The organism is Streptomyces sp. NPDC046870 (assembly GCF_040704595.1).
GTDB classification, from domain to species: Bacteria; Actinomycetota; Actinomycetes; order Streptomycetales; family Streptomycetaceae; genus Streptomyces; species Streptomyces argyrophylli.
The window spans coordinates 210,056-230,267 of sequence record NZ_JBEYXM010000007.1 but is presented as its reverse complement, the minus strand read 5'-3'; the positions used below and the strand labels follow the sequence as shown (position 1 = coordinate 230,267).

Genomic DNA, 20,212 nt, shown 5'->3' with positions numbered 1-20,212 from the left:
GATCACAGGAGCCGTACATGCACCTCGACCACACCCACCCCGCCCCCGCCGCCCTCAGCGCGGACGCGCGCCGCCCCGACGGGACCCGGCGCGCCCTGCGGATCGGGCTCGGCGGCCCGGTCGGCTCGGGCAAGACCGCCACCGTCGCCGCCCTCTGCCGGGCGCTGCGCGACGAGCTCTCCCTCGCCGTCGTCACCAACGACATCTACACCCGCGAGGACGCCGAGTTCCTGCTCCGGGAGGCCGTGCTGCCGCCCGAGCGGATCACCGCCGTCGAGACGGGCGCCTGCCCGCACACCGCGATCCGCGACGACATCTCCGCCAACCTCGAAGCGGTGGAGGACCTGGAGGACGCGGTCGGCCCCCTGGACCTGATCCTCGTCGAGTCCGGCGGCGACAACCTCACCGCCACCTTCTCCAAGGGGCTCGTGGACGCCCAGGTCTTCGTGATCGACGTGGCCGGCGGCGACGACATCCCGCGCAAGGGCGGACCCGGCGTCACCACCGCCGACCTCCTCGTCGTCAACAAGACCGACCTCGCCCCGCACGTCGGCTCCGACCTCGCCCGGATGGCCGCCGACGCCAAGGCGCAACGGGCCGAACTCCCCGTCGTCTTCCAGTCGCTGCGCGGGGAGACCGGCGTCGCCGACGTGGCCGCCTGGGTCCGTGAGCGGCTCGCCGCGTGGACGGCGTGACCGTCGCCGGGGTCCGGGGACACGCCCGTATCGTCGCCCGCGCCGACGGTCGCGGCGGGACGGCCCTGCCCGTCCTGGACGGTGAGGGCCCCCTGGCGCCGCGCCGCACCCGGTCGGCCGGAGCCGAGGCGAGGGTCATGGTCGTCGGCGCCATGAGCGGGCCGCTCGGCGGTGACCGCTTCACGCTGGACGCACGGGTAGAGGAGGGTGCCCGGCTGCACGTGGGGTCGGCCGCCGCCACCCTCGCCCTGCCGGGCCAGGCCAAGGGCGAGGCCCGCTACGATGTCCGGCTCGAGGTGGCCGCCGGTGCAGAACTGCACTGGCTGCCCGAGCAGTTGATCTCCGCGGGCGGCAGCGACCTGCGCGTCACCACCCGTGCCGACCTCGCCGCCGGCGCCCGGTTCGTGCTGCGCGAGGAGCAGGTGCTGGGGCGGGCCGGGGAGACGCCCGGGCGCCTCACCAGCCGGCTCACCGTACGGGTCGCGGGCCGGACCGTACTGGACCAGGAACTGGCCTGCGGACCCGGCGCACCGGGCGGCTGGGACGGGCCGGCCGTATTGTCGGGGTGCCGTGCGCTGGGACAACTCGTGGTCGTGCGACCGGAGTTCACCGAGGAGCCGGTGGCCGCACGGATGCTGGGGGAGTGTGCCTCGCTGGTACCTTTGACCGGGCCGGCCGCCCTTGTCACCGCCGTCGCGCCGGACGCGCTGCGACTGCGCGGGCTCCTGGACGAGGCACTGGCCGAGCTCGGCCGAGGCATGCGGGCCGTCCGGTGAGGCGTCCGGTCACCCGAGGAACCGAACATGATCATCCGGTTATCGGATTGGTAAAGATAGGTGACGACCCCTGTTCTCAGCCGACTCACAGCCGAGAGGATCCCCGCCTGACAACTGGCAGCGAGTACGGGGAGGGGCCCCACTTGAGGGAGAACAGACCGAAGAGCCGCCTGATGGCACTCGGTTCCGCTGGAGCACTCGTCACCGCCACCCTGATCGCCGGCGCGGTCTCGGCTCCCACGGCCGGCGCCACCGGCCGGCCCGCGCAGGACCGGGAGGCCAAGGGCGCAGAGATCGCCGCCGCCCGGGCCGCCAAGACGGGCATCGACTGGCAGGACTGCCCGGCCGACTGGGGGCTGGAGAAGCCCATCCAGTGCGGCTGGGTCAGCGTGCCGCTCGACTACGCCCACCCCTACGGCAAGCAGATCAAGCTCGCCGTGGACCGCATCGGCAACACCGGCACCAAGAAGGAGCGCCAGGGCGCGCTGGTCTACAACCCGGGCGGCCCCGGCGGCTCCGGTCTGCGCTTCCCGCGCCGGGTCACGACCAAGGCCCCGGTGTGGGCGAACGTGGCCAAGGCCTACGACTTCGTCGGGTTCGACCCGCGCGGCGTCGGCCACTCCGCGCCCATCTCCTGCGTCGACCCGCAGGAGTTCGTCAAGGCACCCAAGATGGACCCGGTGCCCGACAGCGAGGCCGACAAGACCGCGCAGCGCAAGCTGGCCCGCGAGTACGCCGAGGGCTGCGCCGAACACAGCGGCGCGATGCTGCCGCACATGACCACGCCGAACACCGCCCGCGACCTCGACGTCATCCGGGCCGCGCTGGGCGAGAAGAAGCTCAACTACCTCGGTGTCTCCTACGGCACCTACCTGGGCGCCGTCTACGGCACGCTCTTCCCGGGCCACGTCCGCCGCATGATCGTGGACAGCGTGGTCAACCCCTCCCGCGAGAAGATCTGGTACGAGGCCAACCTCGACCAGGACGTCGCCTTCGAGGGCCGCTGGAAGGACTGGCAGGACTGGGTCGCCGCCAACGACGCCGCCTTCCACCTCGGCACCACCCGCGCCGCCGTCCAGGACAAGTGGCTCCAGCTGCGCGCCACCGCCAAGAAGAGCCCGATCGGCGGGGTCGTCGGCCCGGCCGAGCTGATCTCCTTCTTCCAGGGCGCGCCGTACTACGACTCCTCCTGGGTGCCGGTCGCCACCGTGTTCAGCAAGTACTTCGCCGGCGACACCCAGGCGCTGGTCGACGCCGCCGCCCCCGACCTGTCGGACACGGCCGGCAACATCAGCGCGGAGAACGGCAACGCCGTCTACACCGCCGTCGAGTGCGCCGACGCCAAGTGGCCCACCAGCTGGCAGAAGTGGAACCGGGACAACACCCGGCTCAACAAGGACTACCCGTTCCTGACCTGGGCCAACGCCTGGATGAACCTGCCTTGTGCGACATGGCCGGCCAAGCAGCGCACCCCGGTCGAGGTCAGGACGCACCAGGGACTGCCCAAGGTCCTGATCGTGCAGTCCACACGGGACGCCGCCACCCCGTACGCGGGCGCCGTCGAACTGCACAAGCGCTTCAAGGGCTCCCGTCTGATCACCGAGAAGAACGCGGGCTCCCACGGCGTGACCAGCCTGGTCAACCCGTGCATCAACCAGCGCGTCGACGCCTACCTGCTCGACGGCACGCTGGACGGCAAGGACGTGACCTGCGCGCCGCACGCCACGCCCAAGCCCTGACCGCACCGGCACGGTGACGAGGGGCGGCCGGACCTTCCGGCCGCCCCTCGCCCATGCGGCCCGCTCTCCCCTGCGGTGGCCAGGGTCTTTCGTTCGGATCAGGCCGGATCAGGGCGCGGTGCCAGGGCCCGCGAGCCCGGCATGATCCGAACGAGAGGCCCTAAGCGTTGCGCCAGGCGTCCTCCGCCGCGTAGTCGAACAGGTCCGGGTAGGCCTGGGCGAGCACCGGGAAGACCTCCCGCCAGTCCCGGCCGCGCAGCGCCCCGGTCAGCCACTCCACCGTCTCCGGCAGGCTCTCGGCGTACGACACCACCGGCCGGTAGCCCAACTCCCGCTCGGCGGCCGACATGTCGAACACCACCGGCCCCGGCACCGACCACGGGGTCCGGCCCACCGATCCCGCCGGCGGCCCGTCGAGGTACGCGGTCCGGGTCTCCACCCCCATCACGGCGTCGATCGCGGCACCGATCCCGGCGACCGTCGGCGCCTGGCCGTCACAGGCGTTGAGCACCCGGGAACCCGGCCGGGCCGCCGCCAGCCGCACCAGTTCGGCGATGTTCCGGACACTCGCCGGATGGAACCGGCTCTCGCCTCGGTACGCCAGCACCCGGTTGCGCCGCCCGTCCATGTTCCGGCGCACGAAGTACAACTCGCGCGGCAGCGGGCTGTACGGTCCGTGCACCGCGCCCGCCCGCAGCACGGTGACCGGCAGCCCGGCGCCGGGAGCGAGGAGTTCCCGCTCCAGTGCGGCCTTGCGGGTGCTGTAGGTGGCCTCACCCGGAGCGACCGTCGGCTGGGTCTCGAAAACCGGCACCGGGTAGCCGGGGAAGCCGTCCGGCTCGCCCATCGTGTCGAAACCCCGTCCCGCGCCGTCCTCGTACACGGACACGCTGGAGATCACCACCGCCGAGCCGATCCGCCCCGCGAGCCCCGTCACCTGCCGTGCGTGCCCGGCGTCGTAGGCGACCACGTCGACCAGCAGGTCGCAGCCGTCGCCCACCACCGCCGCCAGGGCCTTGCCGTCGGCGCGGTCCAGCCGTACCGTCCGCACCCCCTCGTCCCACGCCGCGTCACGGCCGCCGCCGCGCGAGGCGGCCGTCACCGCCCAGCCGTCCCGCGCCAGCGCATCCACCACCGGACGCCCGATCTGCCCGCTCGCACCGATCACCACAGCTGTCTTCATACGCCGAGCCTAGGCATCCGGCCCCGGCCCGCCACCGTCGTTCTGCCGACGGCAGAGGTCAACTGAGCGGCGCCCGCGGGAACCTGCGCCTCGCGCTCTGCTCCGCCGCCTGCCGCTCCTTGACGACGGCCGCGTACTCGTCGACGTACTCCTGCCCGGACAGCGCCAGGATGGCGTAGACGATCTCGTCGGTGACCGCCCGCAGCACGGCCTTCTGGTTCTCCATGCCGGCGTAGCGCGAGAAGTCCAGGGGCTCGCCGAAGCGGATGGTCACCGGGTGGATCCTGGGGACGACCTTCCCGGGCGGCTGCGCCTCGAACGTGCCGATCATCGCGCACGGCACCACCGGGACGCCTGCCGTGAGGGCCATCACGGCGACCCCGACCTTGCCCTTGTAGAGCCGGCCGTCGTGCGACCGGGTGCCCTCCGGGTAGATGCCGAGCAGCTCCCCCCTGCGCAGCACGCCGAGCCCCTCACGGATCGCGGCCTGCCCCGCCTCCTTGCCGGAGCGGTCCACCGGGATCTGCCCGGCGCTGCGGAAGAAGAACGCGGTGAGCCGGCCCTTCACGCCGGGACCGGTGAAGTACTCGGCCTTGGCGAGGAAGGTGATGCGGCGTCTGAGTATCGCCGGCATCAGGAAGTGGTCGGAGAACGACAGGTGGTTCCCGGCGATGATGGCCGGCCCCGACGCGGGCACGTGCTCCAGACCTTCGATCCGGGGCCGGAAGACCACTCTGAGCAGGGGGCCGAGGACCACGTACTTGAGCAGGTAGTAGAACACGGCTCGCTCCTCACTCTGCCGGCTCCCCATCGAACCGGCGTCTCCCCAGGCCGGCCCGGGATCGGCGGGCATGGGCCGACGTGCGCTTGCCGTCATCTGTAGCCATGTTCGAGCGGTCTTATGCTGACCCTTTGCCGAATCCGCTGACGGCCGGTCAGAACCGGGGGGAGGCCGCGGACCGGCGGCTCCCGAATTGTGGCCGCCGTCGACGGGAGGCAGGGTGGTCCTGAGGCCGCGGCGGCCGACGCCGGAACGTCCGTTCCGGGCAGGCCCACGGAGGTGTGGCACATGTCAGAGAACAACCCTGCGCACAGGACCGCCCACGACATGGACCTGCCGCCCGAGGTCAAGTTGCTCCAGGACGTCACTCCGCCCTTCTTTCCCGAGGGCGGTTCGGGAATGACCATCCTCGTCGACTGGCCTCCCGGTCACCCCGGACTGCCCCCGCACCGCCACTCGGGCCCGTCGTTCGGCTACGTGATCCAGGGCGCGGTCCGGTTCGAGCTGGAGGGAGAGCCGGAGCGTGTGGTCGAGGCGGGCGGGACGTTCTGGGAGCCGGGTGGTGACGTGATCCACTACCAGGACGGCAACGCCCTGTCGGACGCGCCCACCAGGTTCGTGGTGACCATGGTGTGCGCACCGGGTCAGCCGATGCTCACGCTGGTCGAGGAGGAGGAGCTGCGGGAACGGGCGCACCTGCGCGCCCCACGTCCCTCCGAGGGCTGACGTCCGGTCGCGCCCGCCACCTCATGGCCGGCTGCCCGCACCGCCCGCCAGACGCCGCTCCGCACCACGAGAGCTCGCCCCGGCCCCCACCCGGCGTGCCCCCGCACGCCGGCCGCATCCGGCCCTCGTACGATGTCCCCGATGACCGGCAGCCGAACACACGCCCCGCGACCGCCCCAGCGGCGGCACCGCGGGCTGCTCGTGCTCGCCCTGCTGGCCGGTCTGCTCGGGATGCACGCGCTGGCACCCGGCGGTGGCATGGCTCACCCCGGACACCCCGGCCTCACCCGGGCCGCGTACGGCGCGGTCGCCGTGAGCGCGCCGGACGACTGCCCGGACGCCGCCGGTCACTGCGGCGGCCAACGGATGCACCACGCCGACCCCAGCTGTGCCTCGGGCGCCCTCGACGGCGGGCCCCGGCTGCCCGTGCCGGTCCTCGACCCGGTGGCCGTCGGCGCACCGGCCGCTTGTCCGCGCCCCGGTCCGGCCACCGCGCCGGACGATGCCCGCGCCCCGCCCGATCTGGCGGAACTCCAACTCCTGCGGATCTAGAGCCGCCCCGGCCGCCCGCCTGCCCCGGCGCAGGTGCCGCGGTCGTGTCCACGCGTGCCCGAAATCCCTCCAGAAACAGCAGGAGTTCCCCGAATGACCATCCGTACCCTGACACGCCGTGCCGCCCTGGCCGCTGTCGCCGTGACCGGAGCCCTCGTCCTGGCCGCCTGCGGCGGCGACGACGGCGCGAGCGGCGGCCACACCGGCCACGGCCCCTCCGCCGCCGCGAGCGCGTCGGCCACCGCGAGCGGGTCGGCCGATCCCCGTGCGTCGGCCACCGCGCACAACGCCCAGGACGTCTCCTTCGCGCAGGGCATGATCCCGCACCACCGGCAGGCCCTGGAGATGGCGAAGCTCGCCGACGGCCGGGCCTCCTCGGCACGGGTGAAGGACCTCGCCTCGCGCATCGAGAAGGCGCAGGACCCGGAGATCCGCACCATGACCGGCTGGCTGACGTCCTGGGGCGAGCAGGTCCCCATGGCCGGCATGGACCACTCCGGCCACTCCGGCATGTCAGGCATGATGAGCGAGGCCGACATGACGGCCCTGGAGAAGGCCACCGGCAAGGACTTCGACACCAGGTTCCTGTCGATGATGGTCGACCACCACGAGGGCGCCGTCGAGATGGCCACCACCGAGAAGGAAAAGGGCCAGTACGGCCCCGCCAGGACCATGGCGGACGCCATCGTCACCGCGCAGAACGCCGAGATCGAGGAGATGAGGCGGCTCCTCGGCACGGAGTGACGGCACGACGGGCGGGGACCGGTGCCGGCACCGGTCCCCGCCCGTCCCTCAGGCCAGCACCTTCTCCAGGGCCGCCAGCGCCGACCGCAGCTCCTCCGCGGTGATCGTCAACGGCGGTGCCAGCCGGATCGTCGACCCGTGGGTGTCCTTGACCAGGACCCCCTCGCGCATCAGGCGCTCGCTGATCTCCCGGCCGGTGCCGAGGGAGGGGTCGACGTCCACGCCGGCCCACAGCCCGCGCGAGCGGAAACCGGTCACGCCCCTGCCGGTCAGCTCGGCCAGCCCGTCTCGCAGGACCACGCCCAGCTCGGCCGCCCGGCGCTGGAACTCACCGGTCTCCAGCAGTTCGACCACGGCCGTGCCGACCGCTGCGGCGAGCGGATTGCCGCCGAACGTCGAACCGTGCTCGCCCGGGTGCAGCACCCCCAGCACCTCGCGCCGGGCCACCACCGCCGACACCGGCACGATGCCGCCGCCGAGCGCCTTGCCGAGCAGCAGCACGTCCGGGACGACGTCCTCGTGCTCGACGGCGAGGGTGCGGCCCGTCCGGCCGAGGCCCGACTGGATCTCGTCCGCGATGAACAGGCAGCCCGCGCGGCGGGTCAGCTCCCGCACCCCGGCGAGGTAGCCGTCGTCCGGGATCACCACCCCGGCCTCGCCCTGGATCGGCTCGATCAGCACCGCCGCCGTGGTGTCGTCGACGGCCGCCTCCAGCGCGGCCAGGTCGTTGTACGGCACGATCCGGAAACCGGGCGTGAACGGTCCGAAGCCGGCCCGGGCCGTCTCGTCCGTGGAGAAGCTGACGATGGTCGTCGTACGGCCGTGGAAGTTCTCCGCCGCGACCACGATCGTCGCCTGTCCGGCCGGAACGCCCTTCACGTCGTACGCCCACTTGCGGGCCACCTTGATCCCGCTCTCCACCGCCTCCGCGCCGGTGTTCATCGGCAGCACCATGTCCAGGCCGGTCAGCTCCGCGAGCCGCTCGGCGAAGGAGGCCAGCCGGTCGTTGTGGAAGGCGCGGGAGGTGAGGGTGAGCCGGTCGAGCTGGCGGTGTGCCGCCTCGATCAGGGCCGGGTGGCGGTGGCCGAAGTTCAGGGCCGAGTAACCGGCCAGCATGTCGAGGTAGCGGTTGCCCTCGACGTCCTCCACCCAGGTGCCCTCGGCACGGGCCACCACCACGGGCAGCGGGTGGTAGTTGTGCGCGAGAACCGGCTCCTCCGCGCGGATCAGGTCGTCGGACGTACGGGTGCGCGCGGGTGCGGTCATCAGCGGATCTCCTGGGTGCAGCACTTGATGCCGCCGCCGGCCTTGTGGAACTCGGACAGGTCGACGGGGACGGGGACATAGCCGTGGCCGGCCAGACGCTCGGCGAGCGCCTCGGCCCGGGGCGCGATGAAGACGTTCCGGCCGTCGGAGACGGAGTTCAGGCCGAAGGCCATCGCGTCCTCGCGGGTGGCGAGCACCGCGTTCGGGTACAGCCGCTTGAGGACCTCCCGGCTGCCCGGCGAGAAGGCCTCCGGGTAGTAGCAGATGTTGTCGTCGTCGAGGACGAACAGCGCCGTGTCCAGGTGGTAGAAGTACGGGTCGACCAGGGTCAGGCCGATCACCGGGTGGCCGAGGAACTCCTGCGCCTCCCGGTGCGCCTCGCGCGTCGTGCGGAACCCGGTGCCGGCGAGCACGTACCGGCCCGTCCACACCAGGTCGCCCTCGCCCTCGGTCACCGACTCGGGCCGGTGGACGTCGTATCCGGCCGCCTTGAACCAGGTCTCGTAGTGCACCGACTCCGGGCGGCGCTCCGGGGCGTGGAACAGGGAGCCGAAGACCCGGCCGCCGACGACGAAGGCCGCGTTGGCGGCGAACACCATGTCCGGCAGGCCGGGGACCGGCTCGACGGAGTCCACGGTGTGGCCGTGGTCGCGGTAGACGCGGATCAGCTGCTGCCACTGCTCCTGGGCGAGGTCGACGTCGACGGGCTTGTCGGGATGCATCCAGGGGTTGATCGCGTACTGGACGGCGAAGTGTCTGGGTTCACAGACCAGGAACCGCCGGGAACGCGGCACACGAGTTGCGGTCACAGAGGGTTTCCTCCGTTTTCCTGTGTGTCACTGAGGGGTGACACCACGGTAGGAAGAGAGGAAGACGGACGACAAGCGAGAAAAGCTGCGCGGACAGGCAGGATCGCTGCGTTGTTGCCGGGGCGCACGCACGACTGCTGCGCGCCGGTCCGGTCACTCGGGCGCCGCGTGGGTGGCGCCCGCTTCCGGGCTTTCCGGGAGCAGGTGGGACAGCACCATCACGCTGATCGTCTTCCGGATGAACGGCTCGGCGCGGATCCGCTCCAGCACCTCCTCGAAGTGCTCCACGTCCCGGGCGCGCACGTGCAGCAGCGCGTCGGCGCCGCCGGTCACCGTCATGGCCGCCGCGATCTCCGGATGGTTGCGGACGACCTCCGCCAGCCGCCGGGGCGGGGCCGCGCCCTCGCAGTACACCTCGACGTACGCCTCCGTCCGCCAGCCCAGCGCGGCCGGCTTGACCGTCGCCGTGAAGCCGGTGATCACCCCGGTCTCCCGCAGCCGGTCCACCCGCCGCTTGACCGCGGTGGCGGACAGCCCGATCGCGGCTCCGATCTCGGCGAAGCTGGTCCGCGCGTTCGTCATGAGCGCGGTGATGATCTGGCGGTCCAGCTCGTCGAACGAGGGCGTCCTGCTGTTCATGCGGGCACTGTAGCCAGCCCCGCCCGCCCCGCGCGGCTCACGGCTGGGTGACCACCAGGGCGAGCGTCAGCAGCCCCAGCACCACCCATCCGAACCACAACCAGCCGTTGCTGCCGAGCGCGACCGTGTAGGCGGTCACGACGACCAGCCCGCCGACCGTGAGCGCCCCCATCGTCCTGGTGGAACCGTTCGTGGAACCGGGCATCGCGCCACCCTCCTCATGGTCCGTCCACGACCATGGTGCCCCGGTTCGGGCCGGGAGGGGATAGGTGCGGCCGGCTCCGGCGCGCGGTGCGGCCATCCCTCGTGCGCGGTGTGGCTAACCCTGGCGCGCGTTCAGCGAGGCCAGGTAGGCGTTGTACGCCTCCAGCTCCTTGTCGCCGTCCCGGTCGGCGGCCCGGTCCTCGCGCTTGGCCTGCCGCTGCTCGGAGCGGTACCACTGGAACAGCAGCGCGATCAGCACCAGCACCGACGGGATCTCGCTGAACGCCCAGGCGATGCCGCCCGCCGCGCTCTGGTCGGACAGCGCGTCGATGCCCAGGGAGGCGGGCGGATGCTCGAAGGTCTCCACCATCGGTGTCGACGCCATCATCAGCGCGATGCCGAAGAACGCGTGGAACGGCATGCCCGCGAACAGCTCCAGCATCCGCATCAGGTGGCCCGGCCGGTGCGGGCCCGGATCGACACCGATGATCGGCCAGAAGAACACGACACCGACCGCGAGGAAGTGCACCATCATCGCGACGTGCCCGGTCTTCGAGCCCATCAGGAAGTCGAAGATCGGGGTGAAGTAGAGCGCGTACAGGCTCGCGATGAACAGCGGGATGGTGAACGCCGGGTGGGTGATGATCCGCATGTACCGGCTGTGCAGCAGCATCAGCAGCAGCTCGCGCGGGCCCTTGCGGCCCCTGCCGGCGGTCGGCAGCGCACGCAGCGCCAGGGTGACCGGGGCGCCGAGCAGGATGAGGATCGGCGACAGCATGCTGATCACCATGTGCTGCACCATGTGCACGCTGAACATGACCATGCCGTAGTCGTTCAGCTTGGTGCACATCACCAGCGCGATGGTGAGCACGCCGACGACGTACGAGACGGTACGGCTCACCGGCCAGGCGTCGCCGCGCCGCCGCAGCCGCACGACACCCCAGCCGTAGAGAGCCAGACCGGCCAGGCAGGCGACGAGGAAGAAGGGGTCCGCCGACCATTCGAGCCCTCGCCCCAGCGTGAACGGCGGCAGATCCATGGTCATGCCGTGTCCGCTGTGATCCATCCGGCGGCTCCTGGTTCGTGGGGGTTGAGCGGTGTCTGTCCACAGCTGTCTGTGTCCGCACCAAGAGTAGAACCGGCCCCGGTCACCGCGGTGACCGGGGCCGGTTTGTCCTCACCAGGACCAGTGGATCAGAGAACGCACTCCGCCTCGTCGTACCGCTCCGCCGGCACGGTCTTCAGCGTCTCCACCGCCTCCGCCAGCGACACCATGACGATGTCGGTCCCGCGCAGCGCTGTCATCCTGCCGAACTCACCCCGGTGCACGGCCTCCACCGCGTGCCAGCCGAAGCGGGTCGCCAGCACCCGGTCGTACGGCGTCGGCGTGCCGCCGCGCTGCACGTGCCCGAGGATCACCGGCCGGGCCTCCTTGCCGAGCCGCTGCTCCAGCTCGACCGACAGCTGCCGCGCGATGCCCGCGAAGCGCTCGTGGCCGTAGACGTCCGTGCCGCCCTCGTCGAACTCCATGGAGCCGGGGCGCGGCTTGGCCCCCTCGGCCGCGACCACTATGGCGAACCGCTTGCCCGCCTCGAACCGCTCGCCGACCTTCCGCGTCAACTCGTCGATGTCGAAGGGCCGCTCCGGCACGACCACGGCGTGGGCGCCGGCCGCCATGCCGGAGTGCAGCGCGATCCAGCCGGTGTGCCGGCCCATGACCTCCACGATCAGCACGCGCTGGTGGGACTCGGCGGTGGTCTTCAGCCGGTCCAGGGCCTCGGTCGCCACGGTCACCGCCGTGTCGAAACCGAAGGTCACGTCGGTGACCGCGATGTCGTTGTCGATGGTCTTGGGCACGCCCACGATCGGCAGCCCGGCGTCCGACAGCAGCCGGGCCGCCTTCAGCGTGCCCTCGCCGCCGATCGGGATGATCGCGTCCAGGCCGAGTTCCGCGACATGGCCCTTGGCGCGTTCCACGCCGTCCCGCAGGTGCTCCGGGCGGACCCGGGACGAGCCGAGGATCGTGCCGCCGCGCGCCAGGATGCCGCCCACGGCGTCCAGGTCGAGCTTCAGGTAGTCGCACTCCAGGAGGCCCTTCCAGCCGTCCCGGAAACCGATGACCTCGTCGCCGTGGTCGGCGACGGCACGGTGCACGACGGACCGGATGACGGCGTTCAGGCCGGGGCAGTCGCCGCCGGACGTGAGGACACCAATGCGCATAGCCCGAAATACCTTCTCAACGTGGGCCGGGTAACCGGACCACGTTGTCCGGCGGATTCCCGGTCACCCTACCGGCGCGAGGGGGTGGCTCCGTAGCAGGCGTCCGCCTGCTGGACGCGCCCGCACATGTGAGCGGACGGACCGTCAGGCGGGCCCGCCACCGAGCCTGCCGGACCACACTGCGATCCGGCGGAAGAACGGGTCACGCAGGCTGCTGCGCAGCCGTGCCTACGCGGGCTGCTGCGCAGCCGCGATGCGCTCGTTGCGGAGCGCCTCGTACCAGCGGTCGTCGATCGGCGGCAGCGCGTTGACGTCGAGCGCCAGCTTCAGCAGCAGGTCGGCGATCTGCGGGTTGCGGGCGAGGACCGGCCCGTGCATGTACGTACCGAACACGGTCCCGTTGTACGCGCCCTCCGTGCCGTCCCCGGTGCCGTTGCCCTTGCCGATCTGCACCCGGGCGAACGGGCGGGCCGTGGCGCCCAGGTGGGTGACGCCCTGGTGGTTCTCGAAGCCGGTCAGCGGGGGAAGACCCAGCTGCGGGTCGATGTCGGCCAGCACATCACCGACGCACCGCTCGCCCTCGCCGCGCACGGACACCACGTCGAGCAGGCCGAGGCCCGGCTCGCGCTGACCGAGGTCGTTGATGAACTCGTGGCCGAGGATCTGGTAGCCGGCGCAGACCGAGAAGACGATCGCGCCGTTCTCCACCGCCCGGTGCAGGTGCCCGTCCCGGCGCAGCCGCTCGGCCGCGAGCCGCTGCGGACGGTCCTCGCCGCCGCCGATGAGGTAGATGTCACCGGAGGTCGGGATCGGCTGGTCGCTGCGCACGTCGAGGCGGGCCACGTCCAGGCCGCGCTGCCGGGCCCGGCGCTCCACGACGAGCGCGTTGCCCTGGTCGCCGTAGGTGCTCAGCAGGTCCGGGTAGATCCACACCAGCCGCAGTTGGTTGTCGCTCATGAGGTGATCGCCCTTCGAGGATCAGAAGATCAGTTGCCGACGCGACGGCGCAGGTCCTGGAACGCGGTGTAGTTCGCGATGACCTCGATCCGGCCGGGCGGGCACATCTGCACGGCCTGGTCGACGTTGTCGCAGACCTGGAAGTGCTGGTTGGCGACCTCCAGGCGGACGGCGAGGTCCAGCTTCCGGTCGCCGATCACGAAGATCGGGTGGCCGGTCAGCCGGGTGTAGTCGACGTCCCACAGCCAGGAGGTGTCGGTGCCGTCGGCGCCGCGCGCGTTGACGGACAGGATCACCGGGGCGGGCGGCGGGTCGATCAGGGAGAACGTCTCCAGCCAGCCGGCCGGGTTCTTGGCCAGCAGCAGCCTGAGGTCGCGGTTCTGGAACTGGACGACGTCGTACCGGCCGGCCACCGCCTGCACCTGGTACATCCGCTCCAGGGCGACCTGCGGCGGCACCCCGAACACGGCGGCGACGGCCGCGGAGGAGGCCGCGTTCGCCTTGTTGGCCCGGCCCGGCAGCTGGAGGTGGATCGGCCAGGCGGACCCGTGCGGGTCCAGCACGTGGTCCCCGGACAGCGCCCACGTCGGCGTCGGCCGCCGGAACCCGCACTCACCGCAGAACCAGTCGTCACCCGGGCGCTGCATCACGCCACCGCACGACGGGCAGGACCAGGCGTCGTCCTTCCACATCTGCCCGGCCGCGACCCAGATCACGTTCGGGGACGAGGACGCGGCCCACACCACCAGCGGGTCGTCGCAGTTGGCGACGATGACGGCCTTGGAGCCGGCCAGGCCCTCCCGCCAGTTCTCGGCGAGCATCCGGGTCTCGGCCGCGCGGTCCAGCTGGTCACGGGAGAGGTTGAGCAGGGCGATGCACTTCGGGCTGGTGTCCCGGGCCACACCGGCCAGGTACTTCTCGTCGACCTCGATGACACCGAACTTGGCGTCCGAACCGCCCGCCAGCGCGGAGGTGATGCCGGCCGGCATGTTGGCGCCCAGCGCGTTCGACACGACCGGGCCCGCGGCGCGCAGCGCCTCGGCGATGAGCCGGGTGGTCGTGGTCTTGCCGTTGGTCGCCGACACCAGGACGACGTCCAGGTTCTGGGCGAGCCGGGCGAGCAGGTCGGGGTCGAGCCTCAGTGCGACCCGGCCACCGATCACCGATCCGCTGCCGCGCCCCGCGGCGCGTGACGCCGCCGCTACCGCCTTGCCCGCGGTCACGGCCAGCTTGGCCCGCGGCGTGAGCGGGTCCGAGTTGCCTGCCATCAGTTCTCGATCCTCCTTGCGTACGCGCCGCGCCTGGGGCCATCCGGCAACGTGGTGTGAACCTCAGCCTATCGAGATCCATTCCCACACCCGAATCCCGGCCCGGACCTCGAGCGGCGGGCATGAGCGATACGAACCGTACCCTTGCCGCCATGCGACACGGTTCCATTCCGGGCGTCCACGGGCGCGTCCGGCCCCTCACCCTGCTCGGCGACGCCGTACTGCGCGAGCCCTGCCGGGACGTCACCGACTTCGGCCCCGGCCTCGCCGCCCTCGTGGAGGACCTGTTCGCCACGATGTACGCGGCGCAGGGGGTGGGCCTGGCCGCGAATCAGGTCGGGGTCGGCTTGCGGGTGTTCGTCTACGACTGTCCGGATGACGAGGACGTGCGTCATCTGGGGCACGTGGTGAACCCCCGGCTGGTGGAGGCGGACGGTGTGGTGGTCCGGGGTCCCGAGGGCTGCCTGTCCCTGCCGGGCCTGGAGGCGGGAACCGAGCGCTACGACCACGCGGTGGTCGAGGGCTTCACGGTGACCGGCGATCCGGTCACCGTCCACGGCACCGGTTTCTTTGCCAGATGCTTGCAACACGAGTGCGACCACCTGGAGGGCCGTGTGTACGCGGACCACCTCACGGGGTGGCGGAAGCGGAGGCTGCTGAGGCAGGTCTCCGGAGCCTCCTGGAACCGGGCGGGCACACGGGCCTGAGGGGTGCGGGGACCGTTCAGAACCCCGGGCCCCCCACCCTGTCGCCGGCCGCCGCCAGGCGACCCCACAGCAGGTCGGCGAGAGACCGCACCAACTCGGCGCGGGAGCAGGGACGTTCCCCCAGCCACCAGTCGCCTGCGGCGTGCATCATCCCGACGATCCCGTGCCCCCACACCCGCGCCAGCTGCTGGCTCTCCGGTCCGAGGTCCACCCGCTCCTCGATGACCTGGGCCAGCTCCTCGCCCATCCGCCGCAGCAGCGGAGCCGAGTGCTTGCCGACGTCGAAGCCCTGGTCGCCGCCGGTGCTCCCCTCCGCCGGGTGCATGAGGAACCGGTACACCTGGGGCCGCGCCTCGATCGCGGCGAGATAGGTGTCCAGCGTGGACTCGACCCGCTCGCGCCGGTCGACCGGCGCGTCCAGCGCCGCCCGCAGCGATGCCAGCAACGCGTCGGTGTGCCGCTTGGCCAAGGCCGCGTAAAGGCCGCCCTTGTCGCCGAAGTGCCGGTAAAGGATCGGCTTCGTGATACCCGCTTCCGCCGCGATCGCGTTCATCGACGCCTGCGGGCCGTCGCGCAGCACCACCCGGTCGGCGGCCTCCAGCAGCTCGCGCCGTCGGCGGTCGGCGGTCCGCTGCTGATCGGTCCGCTGCGTGGTGTCCATGTGCTCTCCCCACCCGTGCTGATTCGGTGACGCCTGCGCAAACTAACACTGACCGGGTCCCCGGCATCGAACGGGCAGCCGAGACGTCATCGGCGGTTGACTTTTCCTACCGATCGGTAACAGACTCGGGTTACCGTAAGTAACACTGCACCGCCGCTGGAGGGGACATGGCCGAGTTCACCATGGAGCTGAACGAGGAACAGAAGGAAGTACGCGACTGGCTCCATGGCTTCGCCGCGGACGTGATCCGTCCGGCGGCGGCGGAGTGGGACGAGCGCGAGGAGACGCCCTGGCCGGTGATCCAGGAGGCCGCGAAGGTCGGCATCTACTCCCTCGACTTCTACGCGCAGCAGTACTTCGACTCCACCGGCCTCGGCATCCCGATGGCCATGGAGGAGCTGTTCTGGGGCGACGCGGGCATCGCCCTCTCCATCGTGGGCACCGGCCTGGCCGCCGTGGGCGTACTCGCCAACGGGACCGAGGAACAGATCGGCACCTGGATACCCCAGATGTACGGCGACCAGAACGACGTCAAGGTCGCGGCCTTCTGCTCCTCCGAGCCCGACGCCGGCTCGGACGTCGCCTCCATGCGCACGCGTGCCGTGTACGACGAGGCCAAGGACGAGTGGGTGATCAACGGCACGAAGACCTGGGCGACCAACGGCGGCATCGCCAACGTCCACGTCGTCGTCGCCGTCGTCGACCCGGAGCTGGGCTCCAAGGGCCACGCCTCCTTCATCGTCCCGCCCGGCACGCCCGGACTCTCCCAGGGGCAGAAGTTCAAGAAGCACGGCATCCGCGCCTCGCACACCGCCGAGGTCATCCTCGACAACGTCCGGGTGCCCGGGTCCTGCCTGCTCGGCGGCAAGGAGAAGCTGGACGAGCGGCTGGCCCGGGCCCGGGAGAAGGCGAAGAAGGGGGGCGAACGCGTGAAGAACGCGGCCATGGCCACGTTCGAGGCGTCCCGCCCGGCGGTCGGCGCCATGGCGGTGGGCACCGCCCGGGCCGCGTACGAGGTCGCCCTCGACTACGCCACGACCCGCGAGCAGTTCGGCCGCCCGATCATCGACAACCAGGGCGTGGCCTTCCAGTTGGCGGACATGCGCACCCAGATCGACGCCGCCCGCCTGCTGGTGTGGCGCGCTTCCTGGATGGCGGTCAACGGCAAGCCGTTCACCGCCGCCGAGGGCTCCATGTCGAAGCTGTTCGCCAGCGAGACCGCCAAGAAGGTGACGGCCCAGGCGATCCAGATCCTCGGCGGCAACGGCTACACCCGCGAGTACCCGGTCGAGCGGATGCACCGGGACGCGGCCATCTACACCATCTTCGAGGGCACGAGCGAGATCCAGCGGCTGGTCATCGCGCGCACCCTGTCGGGGGTGTCCATCCGCTAGCGCTCACCGGTGCCTGAGCGGTGTGAGCTGCTCGATGTCGTACTTGGCCCGCAACGCCTCGATGGCCTCCTGGTCCGGAGGGCCGCCGTTGCCGAGGATGTCCAGCAGCTCCTCGAAGTAGCGCTCGTGGTCCGGCGGGGGAGCGGCCTGGAAGAACATCTTCGCCGGCGCCTCCGTCGGATTCGCGAACGCGTGCGGGCAGCCGGGCGGTACGACGATGACCGTGCCCGGTGTCGCCCGGACCACCCGGCTGCCCGAGGACGACTCCCACTTCCGCCAGTTGTCGGGGGTGCGCACGCGGGGTTCGAAGGCGAGTACGTCCAGTTCGCCCTCGAGGATGTAGAACAACTCCTCGCTGCGCGTGTGCACATGGGCGCCCACGTCGAAGCCGGGCGGGACCTCCACCTCGAAGGTGGAGGCCATGCGCGAGTGCAGGCCGGTGACCTTGAAGGTCACCCGCTGGGCCGGTGTCTCGACGACCCGGCCGTGGCCCGGTGGCACGTACAGTCCCTCGGTCTCTGTCATGGGGACCTCACCAGGTCACCGGCAGGCACTCGGGCCCCCGGATCAGGGCGCCCTTCAGGAAGGGCACCTGATCCGGCGCCACGGCCAGCCTGAGGCCCGGCACCCGGTCCAGCAGGGCGTTCATCAGCAGTTCCTCCTCCAGCCGGGCGAGCATGCCGCCCGGGCAGTAGTGCGGGCCGAAACCGAACGCCACATGCGGGTTCGGACGGCGGGAGAAGTCGACGGTGTCCGGCGCGGGGAAGACGTCCGGGTCCCGGTTGGCGGCCAGGTAGGAGACGTACACCGGATCACCCGCGCGGATGCGGACGCCCGCGATCTCCACGTCCTCCAGGGCGATCCGGGACAGGCCGACCGCGTTGCGGTGCGGGATGTAGCGCAGCAGTTCGTCGATCGCCCGGGGGCGGATCGCCGGGTCCGCGCGCAGCCGCGCCGTCAGACCGGGGCGGGTCAGCAGCAGGTAGAACATCTGCCCGCTGTTGGCGGTGACCGCCTCGCCGCCGATCTGGAGGAGCACGGCGAGGCCCACGGCCTCGTCCAGGGTGATCTCGCCGCGGCCCACGGCGGCGCCGAGCAGCGAGGTGACGTCCTCGCCCGCGCTGTTCTCGCGCAACCCGATCAGGTCGGCGAAGTAGGCGCTCATCTCCCGCTTGGCCCGCTCGCTGACCTCCTTGCCGTGCGCGGCGGACAGGATCAGCTGCGTCCAGGTGTGCATGTCGTGCCGGTCGCCGGCCGGCACGCCCATCAGCTCGCAGATCACCGCGATCGGGAACGGGCCGAGGACCGCCGCCGTGAGGTCCGCGGGCGGGCCGGCCCCGAGCAGGTCGTCGACCAGCTCGTCCAGCATGCCGCGCGCCCGCTCGCGGACCCGCTCCACGCCCCTGGCCGTGAAGGCGGCGGCGACCGAGCGGCGCAGCCGGGTGTGGTCCGGCGGGTCGCGGAAGCCGACCGCGCCCGGGTCGGGGATGAAGTGCGGGGCGAGCCGGGTGACCGGCTTGTCGACGACCGCCTCCCGGCTGAAGCGGGGGTCGTTGGCCACCATGCGTACGTCGTCGTACCGGGTGACCAGCCAGGCCCAGCCCTCGCCGTTGGGCAGCTGGACGCGGGTGACCGGGCCCTCGGCCATCAGCTCCGCCAGCACCGGGTCGAAGTCCGTGCCCGTGAGGTCGAGCGCCGGCCAGTGCCGGATCGGGGGCATGACCTCGACGCCGGTGCGCGTCGCCTCCTCGATCATCGGGCGTCGCCGTCCCCGGTGACCCAGCGGCCCACGGACATCTCGGCGGTGATGCCGGGACCGAAGCCGGCGAGCAGGCCGCGTGCCCGGTCCTGGGCGCCGCCCTCGTCGAAGAGCCGGCGCAGCGCGTCCAGGACGACGGCGCTCGCGATGTTGCCGTACTCGGTGAGCGTGGACCGGCTGAACCGGAAGGCGTGCGGATCGACCTGGAGGAACTTGCTCAGGTCGTCGAGTATTCGGGGACCACCCGCGTGGATGATGTAGAAGTCCAGGTCGGACGCGTCCCAGCCGTGGTCGCCGGCCAGGTCCTTGAGCGCCGGGGCGAGCGGCTCCATGGTCGCCGGCACCCGCTTGTCCAGCAGGAAGTGGAAGCCGGTGGCCCGGACGTCGTAGGCGATCCAGTCCTCGGTCTTCGGGATCAGGTAGGAGCCGTTGCGCTCCAGACGGACGCCCGTGCCGCCCTGCCCGCGCACCACGGCGGCGGCGATGCCGTCGCCGAACAGCCCGTTGGAGAGCAGCGAGCCGACGCCGAGGTCGGTGGGCTGGTAGCACAGCGAGCAGAACTCGCAGGCCACGATGAGCGCGTTGGCGTTCGGGTAGGCCGAGCAGAAGTCGTGCGCCCGGTTGATGGCCGCTCCGCCGGCCGCGCAGCCCAGCTGGGCGATGGGGAGCTGGCGGGTGGTGCTGTCGAAGTCCATCTCGTTGATCAGCCAGGCCGTGAGCGAGGGCATCATGAAGCCCGTGCACGAGACGTAGATGATCACGTCGATGTCGCTGGTGAGCAGCTCCGCGGCGTCCAGCGCCTGCTGGATCACGGCGGGGACGCGGGCCTTGGCCTCGGCCTCGTAGAGCTTGTTGCGCTCCTCGAAGCCCGGGTGCTTCAGGGTCTCCTCGATGGGCTGCACGATGTGCCGTGTCTTGACGCCGGTGTTCTCGATCAGCCTCAGGGCCAGTGGCAGTTGGGGGTGGTCCGCGTGGCGCGAACGCGCCAGCTCGAGCGTCTCCTCCATCGTGATCACGTGCTCCGGGACCGACACCGAGGGCTTGCACAAAGTCGCCATGAACCGTCCCTGCTTTCCGCTCTCCGGGGGCCTTCGCCCGCCGGCCAGAAGGTGGGTTCACCTCTGTGGGTGCT

The 20,212-nt window shown here is 71.6% G+C and carries 22 protein-coding genes; 8 read left to right on the top strand and 14 right to left on the bottom strand.

Annotated features, from left to right (window positions below):
- Window positions 1–17 precede the first annotated feature (17 nt).
- From ureG to AB0946_RS18530, 3 genes are all read left to right on the top strand, one after another.
- The gene (ureG, locus tag AB0946_RS18540) at window positions 18–695 is read left to right on the top strand and encodes an urease accessory protein UreG (protein ID WP_366761655.1); all 678 of its coding nucleotides are present in this window, start codon (window positions 18–20) and stop codon (window positions 693–695) included.
- A complete protein-coding gene (locus AB0946_RS18535; RefSeq protein WP_366761654.1) occupies window positions 683–1,471 on the top strand; it encodes an urease accessory protein UreD in 789 nt (262 codons plus the stop codon). The genes ureG and AB0946_RS18535 overlap by 13 nt, the downstream gene beginning before the upstream one ends.
- A gap of 173 nt (window positions 1,472–1,644) precedes the next feature.
- Complete coding sequence (locus AB0946_RS18530; protein WP_366761653.1) at window positions 1,645–3,210, top strand: alpha/beta hydrolase; 1,566 nt, start codon at window positions 1,645–1,647, stop codon at window positions 3,208–3,210.
- A gap of 160 nt (window positions 3,211–3,370) precedes the next feature.
- Here the strand turns inward: AB0946_RS18530 and AB0946_RS18525 are convergent, their stop codons facing one another.
- Together AB0946_RS18525 and AB0946_RS18520 are read right to left on the bottom strand one after the other, a co-directional pair.
- The gene (locus AB0946_RS18525; protein WP_366761652.1) at window positions 3,371–4,393 is read right to left on the bottom strand and encodes an NAD(P)-dependent oxidoreductase; all 1,023 of its coding nucleotides are present in this window, start codon (window positions 4,391–4,393) and stop codon (window positions 3,371–3,373) included.
- Between the two features lie 58 nt (window positions 4,394–4,451).
- Complete coding sequence (locus AB0946_RS18520; protein WP_366761651.1) at window positions 4,452–5,174, bottom strand: lysophospholipid acyltransferase family protein; 723 nt, start codon at window positions 5,172–5,174, stop codon at window positions 4,452–4,454.
- Window positions 5,175–5,462: 288 nt separating this feature from the next.
- On the opposite strand from AB0946_RS18520, the gene AB0946_RS18515 reads away from it, so the two are divergent.
- The 3 genes from AB0946_RS18515 to AB0946_RS18505 all read left to right on the top strand — a co-directional run bounded on the left by AB0946_RS18515 (window position 5,463) and on the right by AB0946_RS18505 (window position 7,196).
- The gene (locus tag AB0946_RS18515; protein ID WP_366761650.1) at window positions 5,463–5,900 is read left to right on the top strand and encodes a cupin domain-containing protein; all 438 of its coding nucleotides are present in this window, start codon (window positions 5,463–5,465) and stop codon (window positions 5,898–5,900) included.
- 141 nt (window positions 5,901–6,041) lie between these two features.
- On the top strand, window positions 6,042–6,452 hold the full coding sequence (locus AB0946_RS18510) for a DUF6153 family protein (protein ID WP_366761649.1): 411 nt from the start codon (window positions 6,042–6,044) through the stop codon (window positions 6,450–6,452).
- 93 nt (window positions 6,453–6,545) lie between these two features.
- Window positions 6,546–7,196 (top strand): DUF305 domain-containing protein, encoded by a 651-nt coding sequence (locus AB0946_RS18505; protein ID WP_366761648.1) that lies wholly within the window; start codon window positions 6,546–6,548, stop codon window positions 7,194–7,196.
- A 48-nt stretch (window positions 7,197–7,244) separates the two neighbouring features.
- On the opposite strand, the gene rocD is transcribed toward AB0946_RS18505, so the two are convergent.
- The 8 genes from rocD to AB0946_RS18465 all read right to left on the bottom strand — a co-directional run bounded on the left by rocD (window position 7,245) and on the right by AB0946_RS18465 (window position 14,559).
- Window positions 7,245–8,462: an ornithine--oxo-acid transaminase gene (gene rocD / locus AB0946_RS18500; protein ID WP_366761647.1), complete on the bottom strand. Its 1,218-nt coding sequence runs from the start codon at window positions 8,460–8,462 to the stop codon at window positions 7,245–7,247.
- Complete coding sequence (gene ddaH, locus AB0946_RS18495) at window positions 8,462–9,271, bottom strand: dimethylargininase (RefSeq protein WP_366761646.1); 810 nt, start codon at window positions 9,269–9,271, stop codon at window positions 8,462–8,464. The genes rocD and ddaH overlap by 1 nt, the downstream gene beginning before the upstream one ends.
- A 153-nt stretch (window positions 9,272–9,424) precedes the next feature.
- Window positions 9,425–9,910, bottom strand: a complete 486-nt coding sequence (locus tag AB0946_RS18490) for an Lrp/AsnC family transcriptional regulator (protein WP_366761645.1) — start codon at window positions 9,908–9,910, stop codon at window positions 9,425–9,427.
- A 37-nt stretch (window positions 9,911–9,947) separates the two neighbouring features.
- Window positions 9,948–10,115 carry a hypothetical protein gene (locus AB0946_RS18485; protein ID WP_366751675.1) on the bottom strand — a complete coding sequence of 56 codons (168 nt, stop codon included), beginning with the start codon at window positions 10,113–10,115 and terminating at the stop codon, window positions 9,948–9,950.
- 114 nt (window positions 10,116–10,229) lie between these two features.
- A complete protein-coding gene (locus AB0946_RS18480; protein ID WP_366761644.1) occupies window positions 10,230–11,180 on the bottom strand; it encodes a cytochrome c oxidase assembly protein in 951 nt (316 codons plus the stop codon).
- A 128-nt stretch (window positions 11,181–11,308) separates the two neighbouring features.
- Window positions 11,309–12,334 carry a 6-phosphofructokinase gene (locus tag AB0946_RS18475; RefSeq protein ID WP_366761643.1) on the bottom strand — a complete coding sequence of 342 codons (1,026 nt, stop codon included), beginning with the start codon at window positions 12,332–12,334 and terminating at the stop codon, window positions 11,309–11,311.
- 228 nt (window positions 12,335–12,562) lie between these two features.
- Complete coding sequence (locus tag AB0946_RS18470) at window positions 12,563–13,291, bottom strand: glutamine amidotransferase (RefSeq protein WP_366751672.1); 729 nt, start codon at window positions 13,289–13,291, stop codon at window positions 12,563–12,565.
- 29 nt (window positions 13,292–13,320) lie between these two features.
- Window positions 13,321–14,559 carry a MurT ligase domain-containing protein gene (locus tag AB0946_RS18465; RefSeq protein ID WP_366761642.1) on the bottom strand — a complete coding sequence of 413 codons (1,239 nt, stop codon included), beginning with the start codon at window positions 14,557–14,559 and terminating at the stop codon, window positions 13,321–13,323.
- Between the two features lie 152 nt (window positions 14,560–14,711).
- Here AB0946_RS18465 and def point away from each other — a divergent pair, with 152 nt between their 5' ends.
- Window positions 14,712–15,266: a peptide deformylase gene (gene def / locus AB0946_RS18460; RefSeq protein WP_366761641.1), complete on the top strand. Its 555-nt coding sequence runs from the start codon at window positions 14,712–14,714 to the stop codon at window positions 15,264–15,266.
- Between the two features lie 16 nt (window positions 15,267–15,282).
- On the opposite strand, the gene AB0946_RS18455 is transcribed toward def, so the two are convergent.
- A complete protein-coding gene (locus AB0946_RS18455) occupies window positions 15,283–15,927 on the bottom strand; it encodes a TetR family transcriptional regulator (RefSeq protein WP_366761640.1) in 645 nt (214 codons plus the stop codon).
- Between the two features lie 167 nt (window positions 15,928–16,094).
- On the opposite strand from AB0946_RS18455, the gene AB0946_RS18450 reads away from it, so the two are divergent.
- Window positions 16,095–17,321, top strand: a complete 1,227-nt coding sequence (locus AB0946_RS18450; protein WP_366761639.1) for an acyl-CoA dehydrogenase family protein — start codon at window positions 16,095–16,097, stop codon at window positions 17,319–17,321.
- A 3-nt stretch (window positions 17,322–17,324) separates the two neighbouring features.
- On the opposite strand, the gene AB0946_RS18445 is transcribed toward AB0946_RS18450, so the two are convergent.
- From AB0946_RS18445 to AB0946_RS18435, 3 genes are read right to left on the bottom strand one after another with little or no spacing between them, the layout of a single operon-like run.
- Window positions 17,325–17,846 (bottom strand): cupin domain-containing protein, encoded by a 522-nt coding sequence (locus AB0946_RS18445; RefSeq protein ID WP_356338996.1) that lies wholly within the window; start codon window positions 17,844–17,846, stop codon window positions 17,325–17,327.
- Window positions 17,847–17,853: 7 nt separating this feature from the next.
- A complete protein-coding gene (locus AB0946_RS18440; protein ID WP_366761638.1) occupies window positions 17,854–19,077 on the bottom strand; it encodes a cytochrome P450 in 1,224 nt (407 codons plus the stop codon).
- Window positions 19,074–20,138, bottom strand: coding sequence for a type III polyketide synthase (locus AB0946_RS18435; RefSeq protein ID WP_366761637.1), 1,065 nt, complete (start codon window positions 20,136–20,138; stop codon window positions 19,074–19,076). Before AB0946_RS18435 ends, AB0946_RS18440 begins: the two co-directional genes overlap by 4 nt.
- Between the last annotated feature and the right edge of the window lie 74 nt (window positions 20,139–20,212).

Bases quoted from the DNA above. Each gene is read 5' to 3' on its own strand.
- ureG (WP_366761655.1), top strand. From the start codon at position 18: ATGCACCTCGACCACACCCACCCCGCCCCCGCCGCCCTCAGCGCGGAC.
- AB0946_RS18530 (WP_366761653.1), top strand. From the start codon at position 1,645: ATGGCACTCGGTTCCGCTGGAGCACTCGTCACCGCCACCCTGATCGCC.
- AB0946_RS18525 (WP_366761652.1), bottom strand. From the start codon at position 4,393: ATGAAGACAGCTGTGGTGATCGGTGCGAGCGGGCAGATCGGGCGTCCG.
- AB0946_RS18515 (WP_366761650.1), top strand. From the start codon at position 5,463: ATGTCAGAGAACAACCCTGCGCACAGGACCGCCCACGACATGGACCTG.
- AB0946_RS18510 (WP_366761649.1), top strand. From the start codon at position 6,042: ATGACCGGCAGCCGAACACACGCCCCGCGACCGCCCCAGCGGCGGCAC.
- AB0946_RS18505 (WP_366761648.1), top strand. From the start codon at position 6,546: ATGACCATCCGTACCCTGACACGCCGTGCCGCCCTGGCCGCTGTCGCC.
- rocD (WP_366761647.1), bottom strand. From the start codon at position 8,462: ATGACCGCACCCGCGCGCACCCGTACGTCCGACGACCTGATCCGCGCG.
- AB0946_RS18490 (WP_366761645.1), bottom strand. From the start codon at position 9,910: ATGAACAGCAGGACGCCCTCGTTCGACGAGCTGGACCGCCAGATCATC.
- AB0946_RS18485 (WP_366751675.1), bottom strand. From the start codon at position 10,115: ATGCCCGGTTCCACGAACGGTTCCACCAGGACGATGGGGGCGCTCACG.
- AB0946_RS18480 (WP_366761644.1), bottom strand. From the start codon at position 11,180: ATGGATCACAGCGGACACGGCATGACCATGGATCTGCCGCCGTTCACG.
- AB0946_RS18475 (WP_366761643.1), bottom strand. From the start codon at position 12,334: ATGCGCATTGGTGTCCTCACGTCCGGCGGCGACTGCCCCGGCCTGAAC.
- AB0946_RS18470 (WP_366751672.1), bottom strand. From the start codon at position 13,291: ATGAGCGACAACCAACTGCGGCTGGTGTGGATCTACCCGGACCTGCTG.
- AB0946_RS18465 (WP_366761642.1), bottom strand. From the start codon at position 14,559: ATGGCAGGCAACTCGGACCCGCTCACGCCGCGGGCCAAGCTGGCCGTG.
- def (WP_366761641.1), top strand. From the start codon at position 14,712: ATGCGACACGGTTCCATTCCGGGCGTCCACGGGCGCGTCCGGCCCCTC.
- AB0946_RS18455 (WP_366761640.1), bottom strand. From the start codon at position 15,927: ATGGACACCACGCAGCGGACCGATCAGCAGCGGACCGCCGACCGCCGA.
- AB0946_RS18450 (WP_366761639.1), top strand. From the start codon at position 16,095: ATGGCCGAGTTCACCATGGAGCTGAACGAGGAACAGAAGGAAGTACGC.
- AB0946_RS18445 (WP_356338996.1), bottom strand. From the start codon at position 17,846: ATGACAGAGACCGAGGGACTGTACGTGCCACCGGGCCACGGCCGGGTC.
- AB0946_RS18440 (WP_366761638.1), bottom strand. From the start codon at position 19,077: ATGATCGAGGAGGCGACGCGCACCGGCGTCGAGGTCATGCCCCCGATC.
- AB0946_RS18435 (WP_366761637.1), bottom strand. From the start codon at position 20,138: ATGGCGACTTTGTGCAAGCCCTCGGTGTCGGTCCCGGAGCACGTGATC.